This window comes from Mycobacterium sp. FW102-FHT13B02 (assembly GCF_058790275.1).
Genome location: NZ_JBYTCM010000011.1, coordinates 27,696 through 44,243, shown reverse-complemented (window position 1 = coordinate 44,243; position 16,548 = coordinate 27,696). Strand labels below are relative to the sequence as shown.

General features: G+C 67.1%; 18 protein-coding genes. 5 read left to right on the top strand and 13 right to left on the bottom strand.

The annotated features are described in order from the left end of the window. Nucleotides 1–30: 30 nt before the first annotated feature. The 11 genes from AC3WTE_RS19190 to AC3WTE_RS19140 form a co-directional block, all read right to left on the bottom strand. Nucleotides 31–861: an enoyl-CoA hydratase gene (locus AC3WTE_RS19190; RefSeq protein WP_459370028.1), complete on the bottom strand. Its 831-nt coding sequence runs from the start codon at nt 859–861 to the stop codon at nt 31–33. Nucleotides 862–905: 44 nt separating this feature from the next. Further along, the gene (gene trxA, locus AC3WTE_RS19185; RefSeq protein ID WP_492439983.1) at nt 906–1,271 is read right to left on the bottom strand and encodes a thioredoxin; all 366 of its coding nucleotides are present in this window, start codon (nt 1,269–1,271) and stop codon (nt 906–908) included. A 45-nt stretch (nt 1,272–1,316) separates the two neighbouring features. After that, a complete protein-coding gene (locus AC3WTE_RS19180) occupies nt 1,317–2,417 on the bottom strand; it encodes an NADH:flavin oxidoreductase (RefSeq protein ID WP_492439981.1) in 1,101 nt (366 codons plus the stop codon). A gap of 62 nt (nt 2,418–2,479) precedes the next feature. Beyond that, complete coding sequence (locus AC3WTE_RS19175; protein WP_492439979.1) at nt 2,480–3,178, bottom strand: DUF8548 family protein; 699 nt, start codon at nt 3,176–3,178, stop codon at nt 2,480–2,482. A 128-nt stretch (nt 3,179–3,306) separates the two neighbouring features. Beyond that, nucleotides 3,307–3,681 (bottom strand): metal-sulfur cluster assembly factor, encoded by a 375-nt coding sequence (locus AC3WTE_RS19170; RefSeq protein WP_492439977.1) that lies wholly within the window; start codon nt 3,679–3,681, stop codon nt 3,307–3,309. Then, on the bottom strand, nt 3,678–4,166 hold the full coding sequence (sufU, locus tag AC3WTE_RS19165; protein WP_492439975.1) for a Fe-S cluster assembly sulfur transfer protein SufU: 489 nt from the start codon (nt 4,164–4,166) through the stop codon (nt 3,678–3,680). Before sufU ends, AC3WTE_RS19170 begins: the two co-directional genes overlap by 4 nt. Continuing rightward, nucleotides 4,163–5,407 carry a cysteine desulfurase gene (locus AC3WTE_RS19160; protein WP_492439973.1) on the bottom strand — a complete coding sequence of 415 codons (1,245 nt, stop codon included), beginning with the start codon at nt 5,405–5,407 and terminating at the stop codon, nt 4,163–4,165. Before AC3WTE_RS19160 ends, sufU begins: the two co-directional genes overlap by 4 nt. 2 nt (nt 5,408–5,409) lie before the next feature. Further along, nucleotides 5,410–6,177, bottom strand: coding sequence for a Fe-S cluster assembly ATPase SufC (sufC, locus tag AC3WTE_RS19155; RefSeq protein WP_418002003.1), 768 nt, complete (start codon nt 6,175–6,177; stop codon nt 5,410–5,412). Further along, nucleotides 6,174–7,331: a Fe-S cluster assembly protein SufD gene (sufD, locus tag AC3WTE_RS19150; RefSeq protein ID WP_492440190.1), complete on the bottom strand. Its 1,158-nt coding sequence runs from the start codon at nt 7,329–7,331 to the stop codon at nt 6,174–6,176. Before sufD ends, sufC begins: the two co-directional genes overlap by 4 nt. Nucleotides 7,332–7,354: 23 nt before the next feature. Next, nucleotides 7,355–8,782, bottom strand: a complete 1,428-nt coding sequence (gene sufB / locus AC3WTE_RS19145) for a Fe-S cluster assembly protein SufB (RefSeq protein ID WP_492439971.1) — start codon at nt 8,780–8,782, stop codon at nt 7,355–7,357. After that, entirely contained in the window at nt 8,779–9,534 is a 756-nt protein-coding gene (locus AC3WTE_RS19140; protein WP_110789190.1) for a helix-turn-helix transcriptional regulator, read from the bottom strand. Before AC3WTE_RS19140 ends, sufB begins: the two co-directional genes overlap by 4 nt. A gap of 112 nt (nt 9,535–9,646) precedes the next feature. On the opposite strand from AC3WTE_RS19140, the gene mptB reads away from it, so the two are divergent. From mptB to AC3WTE_RS19115, 5 genes are all read left to right on the top strand, one after another. Then, nucleotides 9,647–11,326: a polyprenol phosphomannose-dependent alpha 1,6 mannosyltransferase MptB gene (gene mptB / locus AC3WTE_RS19135; protein WP_492439969.1), complete on the top strand. Its 1,680-nt coding sequence runs from the start codon at nt 9,647–9,649 to the stop codon at nt 11,324–11,326. Continuing rightward, a complete protein-coding gene (locus tag AC3WTE_RS19130) occupies nt 11,323–12,252 on the top strand; it encodes an ABC transporter ATP-binding protein (protein WP_492439967.1) in 930 nt (309 codons plus the stop codon). The genes mptB and AC3WTE_RS19130 overlap by 4 nt, the downstream gene beginning before the upstream one ends. Nucleotides 12,253–12,283: 31 nt before the next feature. Next, nucleotides 12,284–13,066: an ABC transporter permease gene (locus tag AC3WTE_RS19125; RefSeq protein ID WP_492439965.1), complete on the top strand. Its 783-nt coding sequence runs from the start codon at nt 12,284–12,286 to the stop codon at nt 13,064–13,066. Between the two features lie 46 nt (nt 13,067–13,112). Next, complete coding sequence (locus AC3WTE_RS19120) at nt 13,113–14,057, top strand: COX15/CtaA family protein (RefSeq protein ID WP_459370014.1); 945 nt, start codon at nt 13,113–13,115, stop codon at nt 14,055–14,057. Nucleotides 14,058–14,136: 79 nt separating this feature from the next. Next, the gene (locus AC3WTE_RS19115; RefSeq protein WP_492439963.1) at nt 14,137–14,940 is read left to right on the top strand and encodes a DeoR/GlpR family DNA-binding transcription regulator; all 804 of its coding nucleotides are present in this window, start codon (nt 14,137–14,139) and stop codon (nt 14,938–14,940) included. Here AC3WTE_RS19115 and AC3WTE_RS19110 read toward each other — a convergent pair. Continuing rightward, a complete protein-coding gene (locus AC3WTE_RS19110; RefSeq protein ID WP_492439962.1) occupies nt 14,923–15,660 on the bottom strand; it encodes an inositol monophosphatase family protein in 738 nt (245 codons plus the stop codon). The two genes, AC3WTE_RS19115 and AC3WTE_RS19110, sit on opposite strands and share 18 nt — an antisense overlap. Continuing rightward, nucleotides 15,657–16,472 (bottom strand): BtpA/SgcQ family protein, encoded by an 816-nt coding sequence (locus tag AC3WTE_RS19105; protein WP_492439960.1) that lies wholly within the window; start codon nt 16,470–16,472, stop codon nt 15,657–15,659. The genes AC3WTE_RS19110 and AC3WTE_RS19105 overlap by 4 nt, the downstream gene beginning before the upstream one ends. Nucleotides 16,473–16,548 lie beyond the last annotated feature (76 nt).

Below are 16,548 nucleotides of genomic sequence, written 5' to 3'. Positions count from 1 at the left end.
GCTGTCAGTGCCGGGGCCGTGGGCACCGGTCTATTTGTCGTCTGTGAAGACCGCGGGTCGTTTCTCGGCGCGCGCGGCAACCGCCTCTTCGAAGTTGGCGGTGAGCAGTCGGATGAAGAGCTGACCCAGGCCTTCGGCCTGCATATGGCTCTCCAGACTACCGGCGTCCAGTCCACTCCAGAGAGTCCGCTTGGTCAATTCAATTCCCGGGCGGGAGAACGAGCCGATGCGCTCGGCCATGTCGAAGCAGGTTTGCAGGAGCTGATCGTCGGCCACGGTGCGTGACACCAGACCGATCCGCTCGGCCTCCTGGGAGTCGATGTCCCGGCCCGTGAGCATCACCTCGAACGCCCGCGACGTGCCGATGGCCCTCGGCAGCAGGTACGACAGGCCCAATTCGCTGGCCGTCAGACCGTTGTTGATACCCGCCGCACGGAAGTAGGCGCCCTCGGCGGCGATGCGGATGTCGCACGCCAGCGCCAGGCACAGGCCACCACCGATGGCGGCGCCGTTGACCGCGGCGATCACCGGTTGGTGCAGCTTGCGCAGGGCGAGGATGACGTCGTCGAGCACTTCCATGGAGCGCAGCGCGAACGTCGGGCGGGTGAGCCCGGCCACGTGCGGCACCGAGCCGGCCGACTTGTGATCGGCACCCGACGAGAATCCCCGCCCGGCGCCGGTGAGGACGACCGCCCGGACGTCGTTGTCGTGGCTGACCTCGTCGAGCGCCGTCTTCAGCGGAACCATGACGTCGAAGGCCATGGAGTTCATCCGCTCCGGGCGGTTGAGGGTGACCAGTGCGACGCCGGGGCGCGGACGGTCGACGAGTACCAGTGGGGTCTGTTCGCTCACGCCCTGCACGCTAGCGGGTGCGCAATGTCACACCCGCCGGCAGTGCAGATTGCTCAGATATCGGTGGTCGCGCTGTCGTTGGTCATCGCTGCGTCGACGTCGAACTGCTTGATCTGGCTGATGACCTCGTCGAGTTGGTTCGCCGCGAGCATGCCCGAGTGCCGGAAGACCAGCTGCCCCTTCTTGAATGCCATGAGGGTCGGGATGGCCTGGATCTCGGCCGCGGAGGCCAGACCCTGTTCGGCCTCGGTGTCGACCTTGGCGTGGAAGACGTCGGGGTGCTTCTCAGACGATGCGGTGAACGTCGGAGCGAATGCCCGGCACGGCCCGCACCATGACGCCCAGAAGTCCACCAGCACGATGTCGTTGTCGCTGATGATGCCGTTGAATTCGGCGGCGGTGATGTCCTTGGTGCTCACGCTTCTCCCAACGTTGCGGTATACCTGCTTGTTCCCAGTATCTGGTCAGCTCAATCGTGCCAGCGCACTGGCCGCGTCGTAGCCATTGAACCCGTCCAAGGTGCCGGTGCGCAGGCGGTTGACCCAACCGGGGTCCGCGAGCAGTGCCCGGCCGATCGCGATCATGTCGAACTCGCCCGCGTCGAACTGTTCCACCAACTGGTCCACCGGTCCCGGCTCGATGACCTGGCCGGGCTTCTCGGACCGGAATGCGGTCTGCAGGCCCACCGAACCGACCGCGATGACGGGCGTCCCGGTGACCTTCTTGGTCCAGCCGGCCAGCGTGAGCGCCGGGTCGGCGGCGGGGAACGCCGGCACGTAGTGCCGGCGGGTCGAGGGATGCAGCGCGTCGACCCCGGCATCGACCAGGGGTGCGAGCAGTTCCTGCAGCTGCATCGGGTCGTCGACCAACGTCGCGTTGTAGTCCGTGCCCTTCCACTGCGAGAACCGGTAGATGATCGGGTAGTCGGGGCCGACCGCGGCACGCACCGCCGCGACCACCTCGGCCGGGAAGCGGGTGCGGTTCAGGACCGAGCCGCCGTATTCGTCGGTACGCAGATTCGTTCGGGTCCAGAGGAATTGGTCCAGCAGATAGCCGTGCGCGCCGTGCAGTTCGACTGCGTCGAAGCCAACCTCCTTGGCGTTACGAGCCGCCTCGGCGTACCACTGCGCGACGGCGGGCAGCTCGTCGGCCGCCAGCGCCCGGCCGATCTGCTCGCCTAGACCGTTGACGCCCGACGGGCTGACCGGGGCAACCCCGTCGCGGTCGCCACGCTCGGCGCCCTGGTGCCACAACTGGGCGGCGATGGTCGCGCCGTGGCGGTGCACCGCGCTCGTGACGTTGCGCCAGCCGTCGAGCGCTGCGGCACCGACAAGGGTCGGGATGTCCTGCGAGCCGGCCGCCGACGGGTCACCCAGCCGCACGCCTTCGGTGATGATCAGGCCGACGCCGCCGGCAGCCCGACGGGCGTAGTACTCCGCCACGTCGGGCCCAGGGACACCTCCAGGCGACGCCTGCCGGGTCATGGGAGCCATTGCGAACCGGTTGGGGACGGTCAGGTTCCGCAGGGCCAGTGGGGCGAAGAGTCCAGATGCATCGACGGTCATGAGCCTATGCAACACCGTGACGCCTCAACCGATTCCGCCGGGCTGCCGGCGAGTTATCGCTGTCACGCGGTCGACGGCAGCTCCGGCGCGCGGCGTGCTTCGAACCGCCAGATCGCCTGGTGCAGCGCATCGGCGTGCCAGCCTGCCGCGTCCGCCACCGCGACGAGGAGCCCCGCCGTGTCGATCGGGCCGTCGTCACCAATCTCGCGCGCGACGTATCCCGCGACCGTCGGATCAGCTCCGGGCAGTTCCGCCAGCATCAGCAGGAAGCGCCAAGTGAAGCCCGACCGCTGCCCGGGCACCGCGCACCACGCCCGCTTGGCCTCCTTCGCCAGCTCGGGGTCCGCGGCAACCACCCGCAGGTCCTCGGTGGTGGTGATCCCCAGCGCGACAAAGGCTTGCGCCACCTCGGTCAGCGCCACCGATCGCAGCGGTGCGTCCTTCCTCGTGGACGTCGGTCGCCGATTACCGATCTGGGCGGCCCACCGCTGCGGGCCACCCAATGCCTCGACATTCGCGAGCAGCTCGGGTGCGCCGTCGGTATCGGCGTCACCGCCTTGCCCGGCCCGGTAGCTGCGGTACCGCTCGACGATCTTGTCGACGGTGAGGTGCCGGGCGCCGGTGACGTAGATGGCGTCAATGATGCAGAGCGCCAGCGAATCTGGATAAGCGTTCGGATATCCGAACTTCGAGGGCCAGCCGGCCGGGTCGCCGAGATCGCGTTCGCACGCGGCCCGCAGTCGTTCGATGTCAGCGTTCATCGTGTTGCCTTCCTGTCGCAGCGGACCGAAGTGGTCCTGTTGCGCTGGAAGCTAGAGAAGGCGACCGACAAGAATGCCGCGAAGAGGCCTCAGAATTGAAAGTTATCCACAGGCGGGAAAACCGCGAACTAGACGGTGAAGCCCAGCGCCCGCAGCTGCTCGCGACCGTCGTCGGTGATCTTGTCCGGGCCCCACGGCGGGTTCCACACCCAGTTCAGCTTGAGGTCGCTGACCAGGCCCGCGCCCACGAGGGCCGTCCGCGACTGGTCCTCGATCACGTCGGTCAACGGGCAGGCCGCCGACGTCAGTGTCATGTCGAGTTTCACCACGGTGCCTTCGTCGCCTTCTTCGAGGGTCATGCCGTAGACGAGCCCCAAGTCGACGACGTTGATGCCGAGCTCGGGGTCGACGACGTCGCGCATGGCCTCCTCGACGGCGTCGAGCAGTTCGGGATCGTCGACCACGTTGGGTGCAGTGGTGCCTTCTGGTGTGGCGTCGGTCATCGCTTGTCCTCCACGGTGATGCCGGCCGATGCCAGCGCAGTGTCTTTGGCACTCGCCTCGGCGAGCGCGGCCTTGAACGCGGTCCAGCCCAGTAGCGCGCACTTCACGCGCGCCGGGTACTTGGCGACACCGGCGAACGCGATGCCGTCACCCAGCACATCCTCATCCCCCTCAACGTTGCCGCGGGAGGAAATCATCTCGGTGAACGCACCGACGGTTTTGAGTGCCTCATCGATGCTCTGGCCGATCACCTGATCGGTCAGCACCGATGTCGACGCCTGGCTGATCGAGCAGCCCTGGCCGTCATACGAGATGTCGGCGATGGTCTCGCCGTCGTCGGACAGCGTCACCCGCAGCGTCACCTCGTCACCACAGGTCGGGTTGACGTGGTGCACCTGCGCGCCGAACGGCTCGCGCAGCCCGCGGTGATGCGGGTGCTTGTAGTGGTCCAGGATCACTTCCTGGTACATCTGTTCCATTCTCATGCAAAGAACTCCACAGCGCGTTTGACTCCGGCCACCAATCGGTCGACCTCGCCGAGGGTGTTGTAGACCGCGAACGACGCCCGGGCCGTGGCGGCGATACCGAATCGCCGATGCAGCGGGGCCGCGCAGTGATGACCGACCCGGACCGCGATGCCTTCGTCGTCGAGGATCTGGCCGACGTCGTGGGCGTGCACTCCGTCCAGCACAAAACTCACGGGCGAACCGCGGTGCTCGGTGGTGGTCGGTCCGATAATCCGCACCTGCGGAATCTGGGCGAGTCCGTCGAGCGTGGCAGCCACCAACTCGGCTTCGTGTGCCTCGACGGCCGCCATCCCGATTGCGTCGAGATACCGTGCGGCAGCGGCCAGTCCGACGACCTGCGAGGTCATCGGGGTGCCGGCCTCGAACCGCTGCGGTGCCGGGGCGTAGGTCACCGACTCCATGGTGACGGTCTCGATCATCGATCCGCCGGTGAGGAACGGGGGCAACGCGTTCAGCAGCGCACGACGGCCGTACAGCACACCGATTCCGGTGGGTCCCAACATCTTGTGACCCGAGAACGCCGCGAAGTCGACGTCGAGAGCATGGAAGTCGATCGGCTGGTGCGGCACCGACTGGCAGGCGTCCAGCACGGTCAACGCGCCGACAGCCTTGGCCCGCGACACCAGTTCGGCGACCGGCGCGATGGCGCCGGTGACGTTCGAATGATGGGTGAAAGCAACGACTTTCACCCGATCATCGAGCTGCAGAGAATCCAGGTCGATGCGACCGTCATCGGTCACGCCGTACCAGCGCAGCTCGGCGCCGGTGCGGCGCGCCAGCTCCTGCCACGGAATCAGGTTGGCGTGATGCTCCAGCTCCGTGGTGACGATGACGTCCCCCGGCCCGACCACGCGGTCGAACCGGCTGTCCCCCACCGCATACGACACCAGGTTCAGCGCCTCGGTGGCGTTCTTGGTGAACACCAGCTCGTCATCGTCGGCACCGACGAACGCCGCGATGTCCACGCGCCCTTGTTCGTAGGCGTCGGTGGACTCCTCCATCAGCTGGTGCGCACCGCGGTGCACCGCGCCGTTGGAGGTGGTCAGGAACGCCCGCTCGGCGTCGAGGACTTGCAGCGGCTTCTGCGACGTGGCCCCGGAATCCAGGTACGCCAACGTGTTTCCGCCGCGCATGACCCGACTGAGGATCGGGAAGTCGGCCCTGATCCGCGTCAGGTCGAGATCAACCGACGCCGTCATGGTCAGGCCTCGGCAGCCGCGGTGGTGTAGCGCTCGTAGCCGTGCTCTTCGAGCTCGTCGGCCAGCTCCGGCCCACCGGACGTGACGATCCGGCCGTCGAAGAAGACGTGCACGAACTGCGGACGGATGTAGCGCAGGATGCGGGTGTAGTGCGTGATCAGCAGGACGCCGCCGTGCTCGGCCTCCGCGTACCGGTTGACACCCTCGGACACCACGCGCAGCGCGTCGACGTCCAGGCCCGAGTCGGTCTCGTCGAGGATGGCGATCTTCGGCTTCAGCAGGCCCAGCTGCAGGATCTCGTGGCGCTTCTTCTCACCACCGGAGAAACCTTCGTTGACGCTGCGCTCACCGAACGCCGGGTCGATGTCCAGCTCGGACATGGCGGTCTTGACCTCTTTGACCCAGTGGCGCAGCTTGGGGGCCTCGCCACGGACCGCGGTCGCCGCGGTGCGCAGGAAGTTCGACATCGAGACGCCGGGCACCTCGACCGGGTACTGCATGGCGAGGAAAAGCCCAGCACGGGCCCGTTCATCCACGCTCATCTCCAGCACGTCCTCGCCGTCGAGGGTGATGGACCCGGAGGTGACGGTGTACTTGGGGTGGCCGGCGATGGCGTACGACAACGTCGACTTGCCGGAACCGTTGGGGCCCATGACCGCGTGGGTCTCGCCCGACTTCACGGTCAGGTTGACACCCTTGAGGATCGGGACGTCGGCACCGTCGGGTGCGGTGACCGAGACGTGCAGGTCCTTGATTTCCAGTGTGGTCATGAGTTGTTGCGTCCTTCAGTCAGTTCAAGTTCGTGTTCGATGGCGGCGGTCAGGCGGTCACGGACTTCCGGCACGGCGATCTTCTGGATGATCTCGCCGAAGAAGCCCCGGACCACCAGGCGGCGAGCCTGGTCCTCGGGAATACCGCGGGCGCGGAGGTAGAACAGCTGCTCGTCGTCGAAACGTCCGGTGGCACTGGCGTGCCCGGCACCGGCGATCTCGCCGGTCTCGATCTCGAGGTTGGGCACCGAGTCGGCGCGGGCGCCGTCGGTAAGCACGAGGTTGCGGTTGACCTCGAAGGTGTCGGTGCCGGTGGCCGCGGCCCGGATCAGCACATCGCCGATCCACACCGTGTGGGCATCGGGCTTCTTCGAATCCGGATCCCCTTGCAGCGCACCCTTGTACAGCACGTTGGAGCGGCAGTTCGGCTGCGCGTGGTCAACCAGCAGGCGCGACTCGAAGTGCTGGCCGTCGTCGGCGAAGTACATGCCGAGCATCTCGGCGTCGCCGCCGGGCGCCAGGTAGCGGGTCCGGGAGGTCAGTCGCACCACGTCTCCGCCGAGGGTGACCGCGACGTGCCGCAGCACCGCGTCCTTGCCCAGCGACGCGTGGTGGGTGCTGACGTTCACCGCGTCGTCCGCCCAATCGGCGATCGACACGACAGTCAGCCGTGCCGAGTCACCGACGACGAATTCGATGTTGTCGGCGTAGGTTCCGCTGCCGGTCTGGTCGATGACCACGACGGCCTCACCGAGTTCGGCGACCCGCAGCTGCAGGTGGCCGTACGCAGTCTTGCCCTCGCCGGGGCCGGCGATGGTGATCTCGATCGGCTCGGCGACCTGAACGTCACGACCGACGGACACCACGGTCGCCTCGGTGAACGACGAATATGCCTGTGCGGCAACACGGTCCGCGGGCACCCCACCCTGGCCCAGCCGCTCGTCGTCGCGACCCACAGTCTCGACGGTGACGCCGTCACGCGCACCGACCTCGAGCCGCGCGCTACCGGTGGCGGTCGCGGATCCGTCGTGCAAGCCGTGCAGGCGCTTCAGCGGGGTGAACCGCCAGAGCTCGTCCCGGCCGCCCGGCACCTCAAACGCAGTCACGTCAAAGGACGTAAACAGCTCACCCTTGTTGGCGACGATGCCCTCCATCGCCTCAGTCAAATTCGAACTCACTATCCGACAGCGCCTTCCATCTGCAGCTCGATCAGCCGGTTCAGCTCGAGCGCGTATTCCATTGGCAGTTCCTTGGCGATGGGCTCGACGAAGCCGCGCACCACCATCGCCATGGCCTCGTCCTCGGTCAGTCCGCGGCTCATCAGATAGAACATCTGATCTTCGCTGACCTTCGACACCGTGGCCTCGTGGCCCATGGTGACGTCGTCCTCGCGGATGTCGACGTACGGGTAGGTGTCGCTGCGGCTGATCGAGTCAACCAGCAGCGCATCGCATTTCACACTGGAACGCGAACCGTGTGCACCCTTGTTCACCTGAACCAGGCCCCGGTAGGACGTCCGGCCACCGCCGCGGGCCACCGACTTGGACACGATGTTGCTCGACGTGTTGGGCGCCAGATGCAGCATCTTGGCGCCGGTGTCCTGATGCTGGCCCTCGCCGGCGAACGCCACCGAGAGCACCTCGCCCTTGGCATGCTCACCGGTCATCCACACCGCCGGATACTTCATCGTCACCTTGGAGCCGATGTTGCCGTCGATCCACTCCATGGTGGCGCCGGCCTCGGCACGGGCCCGTTTGGTGACCAGGTTATAGACGTTATTCGACCAGTTCTGAATGGTGGTGTACCGAACCCGCGCACCGGGCTTGACGATGATCTCAACGACGGCCGAGTGCAGCGAATCCGACTTGTAGATCGGTGCGGTACAGCCCTCGACGTAGTGCACGTAGGAGCCCTCGTCGGCGATGATCAGCGTCCGCTCGAACTGGCCCATGTTCTCGGTGTTGATCCGGAAGTAGGCCTGCAGCGGGATATCGACGTGTACGCCCGGCGGCACGTAGATGAACGAACCACCCGACCACACCGCGGTGTTCAGTGCGGAGAACTTGTTGTCCCCGGCCGGGATGACAGTGCCGAAGTACTTCTTGAAGATCTCCGGGTGCGCTTTCAGCGCTGAGTCCGTGTCGAGGAAGATGACGCCCAGTGCCTCGAGGTCCTCACGGATCGAGTGGTAGACCACCTCGGACTCGTACTGCGCGGCGACACCGGAGACCAGACGCTGCTTCTCCGCCTCGGGGATGCCGAGCCGGTCATAGGTGTTCTTGATATCGGCCGGCAGGTCGTCCCAGGTTGCGGCCTGCTTCTCGCTGGAGCGCACGAAGTACTTGATGTTGTCGAAGTGGATGCCCTCAAGGTTGGAGCCCCAATTCGGCATCGGCTTCTTGTCGAACGTGCGCAGCGCCTTCAGGCGCATTTCGAGCATCCACTCGGGCTCGCTCTTCTTCGCCGAGATATCCCGCACCACGGCCTCGGACAGACCACGCTGAGCACTGGCCCCCGCAACATCGGAGTCCGACCAGCCATAGTCGTAATTTCCCAGGGAGGCAATAGTTTCCTCCTGGGTCAACTGTTCCGGGGTGGTCGTCATTGCGACACTCCTTCTTCTTGGGTCGCGGTGTGGATGGGTGTAGAAGCCGTTGAGACTGCGTGCTCCGGCGTGACCGGTACGTGCGTCGTACACGCGCAATCCCCGTTCACGATGGTGGCCAGGCGTTGGACGTGGGTACCGAGAACCTCGGCGAACGCTTCACGTTCGGCGTCGCACAGTTCGGGGAACTCCTCGGCGACGTGCGAGACCGGGCAGTGGTGCTGACAGATCTGCACCCCGCCGATGGGTCCGGTCACCGGAGTGGTCGTGGTGGCGTAGCCGGCCTGGGTCAATGCCGCGGCCAACTGGTCCGCGGTATCGGCGATGTCCGGTGTCGTGGTGACGCCGGACAGGATCGAGTCGATACGACGACGGGCGAACGTCCGGATGGCGTCGTCACCACCGATCTCGCGCAGCTGGCGCATGGCGGCCGCGGCGAGGTCGTCGTAGGTGTGGCCGAGCTTGGCGCGTCCCGCGGCAGTCAGCCGGTACCGCTTCGCGGGCCGGCCGCGGCCGTTGTGCTGCCACGCTGCGGCAGCGCTGGATTCCGCGTCGCCGGCGTCGATCAGCGCATCGAGATGCCGCCGGACTCCGGCCGCGGAAATGCCGAGCTGCTCACCGATCTGGGTCGCGGTAACCGCGCCTTCCAGCAGCAATTGCACGATGGCCGACCGGGTGTGTCCGTCTGAGACGGCCGTCGCCGACGTCACCGCAGTCGCGGTGCCGACAGCTCCGAGCGCTTCGGACGGCAATTTCACAACACCATTGTGACGGAATTCGGAATGCGAATCTAGGAAGGTAACCCTTATCACCGCCGCCGCGGACTTGGGCGATCCAGAATTGGCCTACGGCTAATCTGCTCTGATGCCCGACCGCCTTCAGCATCTGAGCACGGCCGTCGCGCATTGGCACGCCGACGAACCGCCCGTCGCCTCCCCGCTCAACGCGTCCGAGGTCGCCTCGCTGCGCCGGACCCGGCGGTTCGGCGCCACCGGAACGGTACTGATGGCTATCGGCGCCCTCGGCGCCGGCGCACGGCCCGTCGTGCAGGACCCGACGTTCGGGGTGCGCCTGCTGAACCTGCCGTCCCGCATCCAGACCGTCTCGCTGACCATGACCACCACCGGTGCCGTCATGATGGCGCTGGCCTGGCTCATGCTGGGGCGCTACACGCTGGGCAAACGCCGCATGTCCCGCAGCCAGCTGGACCAGACGCTGATGCTGTGGGCCTTACCCCTGCTGATCGCGCCGCCGATGTACAGCAAGGACGTGTACTCCTACCTGGCGCAGAGTCAGATCGCCAGCATCGGCCTGGACCCATACCGCGTCGGCCCGGCCACCGGCCTCGGGCTCGGCCACGTCTTCACTTTGACGGTGCCGAGCCTGTGGAGGGAAACCCCGGCCCCCTACGGACCGCTGTTCTTATGGATCGGGCGCGGCATCTCCGAGCTGACGGGCGACAACATCGTCGCGGGAGTGCTCTCGCACCGGCTGGTCGTGCTGCTGGGCGTCGCGGCCACCGTGTGGGCAACGCCACGCCTGGCCCGTCGCTGCGGCGTCGGCGAGGTGAGCGCCCTGTGGCTAGGACCGTGTAATCCGCTGCTGTTCATGCACCTCATCGCCGGTATCCACAACGAGGCGCCGATGCTCGGGCTGATGCTGGCCGGCACCGAATTCGCCATGCGGGGCATCGATTCCGGCCGGCCCCTCATCCCCCGGCCGCTGAGCTGGCCACGGCACCGCGAGGACTGGGCCGCCTGGTGGCCGCTCGCGATGCTGTTCACCGGCACGGTGCTCATCGCCATGTCGTCACAGATCAAGCTGCCGTCGCTGCTGGCGCTGGGGTTCGTGGCCATGGCCCTCGCGCGCCGGCTCGGCGGGACGGTCAGGGCCTTCTTCCAGGCCTGTGTGCCGTTGGGTGTGGTCGCGCTGGCGGTCATGGCTCTCATCGGCTGGGCCAGCCGCCTCGGCTTCGGCTGGCTGTTCACCCTCGGCACCGCGAACGTGGTGCGGTCCTGGATGTCGCCGCCGACGCTGGTCGCGCTCGGCACCGGGCAGGTCGGCATCCTGCTGGGGCTGGGCGACCACACCACCGCGGTCCTCGGGCTGACCCGTGGGATCGGCGTCTTCGTCATCGGCGTGCTGGTGACCTGGCTGCTGCTGTCGGTGCTGCGCGGCCGACTGCATCCGCTCGGCGGCCTCGGTGTCGCCATGGGTGCGACGGTTCTGCTGTTCCCCGTCGTGCAGCCCTGGTACCTGCTCTGGGCGATCATCCCGCTGGCCTGCTGGGCCACTCGGCCGGGCTTCCGCGGCACCACCATCGTGGTGACGTTCGTCGTCGGCGTCTTCGGTCCGACGGCCAACGGCGACCGGTTCGCGCTCTTCCAGATTCTCGACGCCACCCTGGCCAGCACGGTCATCGTGCTGCTGCTGATCGCAGTGACCCGCAACTACCTGCCGTGGCGCGGATTGCCGGAAACCGATAACGGTGACGCCCCTGGTAGCGCCTCTGCCAGGCCCGACGCTTACGCTGAGTCCCCGTGAGTTCTTCAGAGACGCCCGTATTGCTGCGCGGCGTCAGCAAGCGCTACGGCGATATCCAGGCCGTGAACAACCTGGACCTCGAGGTGCACCGCGCCGAGGTACTGGCCCTGCTCGGACCCAACGGGGCCGGCAAGACCACCACCGTCGAAATGTGCGAAGGCTTCAACAAGCCCGACTCGGGCAGCATCTCCATCCTGGGCCTGGACCCGACGGCCGACAACGCCAAGCTGCGCGCACGCATCGGCGTGATGCTGCAGGGCGGCGGCGGCTATCCCGCCGCCAAGGCCGGCGAGATGCTCAATCTGGTGGCGGCGTACTCGGCCAACCCGCTGGATCCCCAATGGCTGATGGACACCCTCGGCCTCACCGAAGCCGCGCGCACCACCTATCGCAGGCTATCCGGCGGCCAGCAGCAGCGCCTGGCGCTGGCGTGCGCCATCGTGGGACGTCCCGAGCTCGTGTTCCTCGACGAGCCCACCGCCGGGATGGACGCCCATGCCCGGATCGTGGTGTGGGAGTTGATCGAAGGCCTGCGCCGCGACGGAGTGACCGTCGTACTCACCACCCACCAGCTGACCGAGGCCGAGCAACTGGCCGACCGCATCGTGATCATCGACCACGGCGCTGCGGTGGCTGCCGGTACTCCCGCCGACCTGATGCGCGGCGGCGCCGAGAACCAGCTGCGCTTCTCCGCACCACCCAAACTGGACCTGTCACTGCTGGTCTCTGCCCTGCCCGAGGGCTACCGCGCCAGCGAAGCCGCCAGCGGCGAATACCTCGTGGAGGGGCACATCGATCCGCAGGTGCTGGCCACCGTCACCGCCTGGGCCGCCCGGCTGAACGTGCTGGCCACCGACATGCGCGTCGAGCAGCGCAGCCTCGAGGACGTGTTCCTCGACCTGACCGGACGGGAGCTGCGGTCATGAGTACCGAGCGAGTAGCGGAGGCGGATCGCGCATGAGCACCGAGACGAATCGCTTCGCGCCGGGGACGTTCACCCCGGACCCCAGGCCTGCGGCCGTCCCCGCGATGCTGGCGGCTCAGTACGGCCTCGAGCTCAAGCTGCTGCTGCGCAACGGCGAGCAGTTGCTGCTCACCATGTTCATCCCGATCACGCTGCTGGTCGGGCTCACGCTGCTGCCCCTGGGGTCACTCGGCGACCACCGTCCCGGGACGTTCACCCCGCCGATCATGGCGCTGGCGGTGATCTCGACGGCATTCACCGGCCAGGCCATCGCCGTCGCGTTCGACAGGCGCTACGGCGCGCTGAAACGCCTTGGTGCCACCGCGCTGCCGGTCTGGGGCATCATCGCCGGCAAGTCGCTCGCCGTGGTCACCACGGTGTTTCTGCAGTCAATCCTGTTGGGCGGCATCGGCATTGCGCTGGGCTGGCGGCCGATCCCACTGAGCCTGCTGTTCGGTGCCGTGATCATCGCGCTCGGCACCGCGTCGTTCGCCGCGCTGGGCCTACTCCTCGGCGGGACGCTGAAGGCCGAGATCGTGCTGGCCCTGGCGAACCTGTTGTGGTTCATCCTGGCCGGCCTCGGCGCGCTGACCATCGAGCATCGTGTGGTCCCCGAGGCCCTGCGCTGGGTGGCCCGCCTGACCCCGTCCGGGGCGCTGACCGAAGCCCTGACGCAGGCCATGACGCTGTCGGTGGACTGGTTCGGCATCGCGGTGCTGGCCGCCTGGGGCGGGCTCGCCGGGCTGGCGGCGATGCGCTGGTTCCGCTTCAGCTGACGGCCCCTACTACGGCACGTAGTTAGCGCTGTTCTACGATCAGGCCGTGCTTGACAAGCTGCCCATCCCCTCGCTTCGGGTCCAGCGGCTCATCGCATTCCTGGTCATCCTGACCCAGGGCGGCATCTCCGTCACCGGGGCCATCGTCCGCGTCACGGCGTCCGGACTGGGTTGCCCGACGTGGCCACAGTGCTTCCCCGGCAGCTTCGTGCCGGTGCCGCACGCCGAAGTACCCGTGGTGCACCAGGCCGTCGAATTCACCAACCGGATGTTCACGTTCGGTGTCGTGCTGACGGCCGCGCTGGCGGTCCTCGCCGTCATCCGAGCCGGCCGCCGCCGCGAAGTCCAGGTCTACGCGTGGCTGATGCCGGCCTCGACCGTGGTCCAGGCCGTCATCGGGGGCATCACGGTCCGCACCGGACTGCTGTGGTGGACGGTCGCCATTCACCTGCTGGTGTCCATGGTGATGGTCTGGTTGGCGGTACTGCTCTACGTCAAGATCGGCGAACCCGACTCTGGTACCGATGAACTCGTCGTACCCAGGCCGCTGCGCTGGTTCACCGCCCTGACGGCGACCACCCTGTCGGCCGTGCTGGTAACCGGGACACTGGTGACGGGAGCTGGGCCGCATGCCGGCGACAAGAGCGCCCAGCAGCCGGTCAAGCGCCTGCAATTCGAGATCACCGATCTGGTGCACTTGCATTCGTCGCTCCTGGTGGCTTATCTGAGCTTCGTGGTCGGGCTGGCTTTCGCCCTGTTCGCGGTGCGCGCACCCAAGCCGGTGCTGGTGCGGCTCGGGGTCCTCGCCGCACTGGTGTGCGCTCAAGGCGCGGTCGGCGCGGTCCAGTTCTACACCGGGGTTCCCGCGGTGCTGGTCGCCATCCACGTGGCCGGCGCAGCCGCCTGCACGGCGGCCACCGCGGCGCTGTGGGCGTCGATGCGACAACGGGTGCGGCCGGCGGATGAGAGCGCGGCCGTCCCCGCTCACTGACTGTTGCACCAGCGCACGCGCACCGCAATTGGTCTGTGATAGTTGTGATTAATTCACAACAGTGCTCTAGGCTCTCCCCATGGCACCCGGCATGAACGCCCAGGCCCGGCGTGCGGCGATCGCCGCACGAATTCACGCCGACCGGGAAGTCGACTTTTCCACCCTCGCCGACGAGTTCGATGTCTCGGCCATGACGATTCGTCGCGATATCGAGCGACTCGAGGATCAGGGCATTGCACGGCGGGTCCTCGGCGGCGCCATCGCGTTCGGCGGTAAGTCGACCGAACCGTCGTTCGCCGCGCGAGCCGCCGATTCCGCCGATGAGAAGCTGCACATCGCCCGCGCGGTTGCCGATCTGCTGACCCCGCGGGAAACCGTGATCCTGGACAGTGGCAGCACGGTGCTGGCCGTTGCCCGTGCCATCAGGGGCCGCGATCTGGGACTCACCGTGATCACCCCGAGTGTGCTGGTCGCCGTCGAACTCGCCGACGAGCCCGATACCACCGTCCTGCTCACCGGAGGGAAAGTCCGCCCTGGCGAGCTGAGCTTGATCGGCGCCGAGGCTGAGGACTTTTACCTGCGCTACAACTGCGACACCTACGTCATGGGCATCGCCGGGGTGGACGGCAAACGTGGCGCCTCGGAGTACCACCGCGAGGAAGGCAACGTGAAGCAGGCCGCCATGCGGTCCGCGGACCGGGTGATCGTGGCCGCCGACGCCACCAAGCTCGGTCGGGTTCAGCTGATCAATGTCGCGCCGGTGTCAGCGATTTCAATCCTGGTGACCGACGGGCCGCCGACGCATCCCACGGTCGAGGCCCTGCAGTCGGCCGGCGTTTCGGTGGTCTGTGTCAACGCGGAACGGTCAGCGCCAGAACGCTGACAACACCGTGTCGCAGCCCGCCGGCCGCGCCACCCGGACCCCGGCCTCCTCGGCGATCAGCGCGCCTGCCGCCCAGTCGTGCACCGCGAGGTCGTCCTCGACGAACGCGTCGAGGCTGCCCTGTGCCACCAGACACAAATCGATGGCTGCCGCACCGAAGCGACGCATATCGGTGTAGTCGGTCATCAGGGCACCGAGTTCGCGCACCTGGCGCCGGCGATGCGATGGATCGTAGGACAGGCCGGTACCGATCAGTCGCGCCGACGACTGCACCATGGCCAGCGGCAGAGGTTGCCCACCCGATCCCGAATCAACCAGTGCACCAAGGTTTTTCGCAGCACTCCAGAGGATTCCCAGAGCCGGCGCGCACACCGCGCCGGCGAGCCAGCGCCCGTCGACCGCCGACCGTGCCGCCACCGACGTGGCGAAGTATGGGATGCGGCGGGTGTAGTTGGTGGTGCCGTCGAGTGGGTCGACGACCCACTGCACCGACCCGGCACCGACATGCTCGGCCAATTCCTCGCCGAGCACCCCGTCGTCGGGCCGCGCGTCGAGCAACAGGGCGCGAACCGCTTCTTCGGCTGTGCGGTCGACGGTGGTCACCACATCGCCGGCAGCGCTCTTGGTGCGAACCTCTACCGGCTCGCCCCACTGCCGTAGACATACCGCGGCACCCCTCCGAGCGGCTTCGATCGCCAGCACACGCAGCTGTTCACTCATAGCGTCTGGCGGAATTCCTTGACCGCCGTCATCAATTCGCTGACCCGGGAGGTCACCGCGCGGTTTTCGAAGACGCCATCCTCCTTGAAGTACGTACCCACGACGGCCCCGTCGGCGATCGACAACTGGTCGGCGGCGTTGTGGGCGCGCACGCCGGTGTTGACGAACACCGGCACCGCGCCGGCGTTGTTCTTGACCACCTGAAGTGCCTGGGTATCTGTCGACGCCCCCGCGGTCAGGCCGGAGACGCAGATGGCGTCGGGCTTGGTGGCGAACACCGTCGTGGCGGTGACTGAAGCCAAATCCCGGTCGGCGAGATAGACCGCCGACTCGGGGACGATGTTGAACAGCAGCTTGACCCCGTCGCCGCCGATGCGATGACGGTGCCGCGCAACCTCACCCACATTGGTGTTCCACAGGCCGAAGTCGCTGGCGTACACACCGGTGAAGATCTCCCGGACCCACTGCGCACCGGTGGCCACGGCCAGATCGATGGAAGCCCGTCCATCCCACAGCACGTTCACGCCGTAGGGCACCGAGAAGTCGGGCAGCAGTTCGCCGATGATGCGGGCCATGGCAATGGCGGTGATCGGCTCGGTCTTGGTCAGGTAGGGCAGGCTGAACTCATTGGAAATCATCACGCCGTCGACTCCACCCTCCTGCAGCGCGGCGAGCTCGCCACGGGCCCGATCCACAACCGCACGGATGCCCGCAGCCGAATCGAATCCGGGATCACCCGGTAATGCCGACAGGTGCAGCATCGCGATCACGGGCTTTCGCACGGCGAATACCTCGTCGAGCCAGTTGGTCATGGGGCGCCTCTCTCACTTCGGTCATCGGAGTAGGTGATCGATATCCGTTACTGAATCACATTGAACGTACTTCTTT

What these genes read in the sequence shown, in the direction of transcription:
- AC3WTE_RS19180 (WP_492439981.1), bottom strand. Translation starts at nt 2,417, where the DNA reads ATGACCGTCGATGCATCTGGACTCTTCGCCCCACTGGCCCTGCGGAAC.
- AC3WTE_RS19175 (WP_492439979.1), bottom strand. Translation starts at nt 3,178, where the DNA reads ATGAACGCTGACATCGAACGACTGCGGGCCGCGTGCGAACGCGATCTC.
- AC3WTE_RS19170 (WP_492439977.1), bottom strand. Translation starts at nt 3,681, where the DNA reads ATGACCGACGCCACACCAGAAGGCACCACTGCACCCAACGTGGTCGAC.
- sufU (WP_492439975.1), bottom strand. Translation starts at nt 4,166, where the DNA reads ATGAGAATGGAACAGATGTACCAGGAAGTGATCCTGGACCACTACAAG.
- AC3WTE_RS19160 (WP_492439973.1), bottom strand. Translation starts at nt 5,407, where the DNA reads ATGACGGCGTCGGTTGATCTCGACCTGACGCGGATCAGGGCCGACTTC.
- sufC (WP_418002003.1), bottom strand. Translation starts at nt 6,177, where the DNA reads ATGACCACACTGGAAATCAAGGACCTGCACGTCTCGGTCACCGCACCC.
- sufD (WP_492440190.1), bottom strand. Translation starts at nt 7,331, where the DNA reads ATGGAGGGCATCGTCGCCAACAAGGGTGAGCTGTTTACGTCCTTTGAC.
- sufB (WP_492439971.1), bottom strand. Translation starts at nt 8,782, where the DNA reads ATGACGACCACCCCGGAACAGTTGACCCAGGAGGAAACTATTGCCTCC.
- mptB (WP_492439969.1), top strand. Translation starts at nt 9,647, where the DNA reads ATGCCCGACCGCCTTCAGCATCTGAGCACGGCCGTCGCGCATTGGCAC.
- AC3WTE_RS19125 (WP_492439965.1), top strand. Translation starts at nt 12,284, where the DNA reads ATGAGCACCGAGACGAATCGCTTCGCGCCGGGGACGTTCACCCCGGAC.
- AC3WTE_RS19115 (WP_492439963.1), top strand. Translation starts at nt 14,137, where the DNA reads ATGGCACCCGGCATGAACGCCCAGGCCCGGCGTGCGGCGATCGCCGCA.
- AC3WTE_RS19110 (WP_492439962.1), bottom strand. Translation starts at nt 15,660, where the DNA reads ATGAGTGAACAGCTGCGTGTGCTGGCGATCGAAGCCGCTCGGAGGGGT.
- AC3WTE_RS19105 (WP_492439960.1), bottom strand. Translation starts at nt 16,472, where the DNA reads ATGACCAACTGGCTCGACGAGGTATTCGCCGTGCGAAAGCCCGTGATC.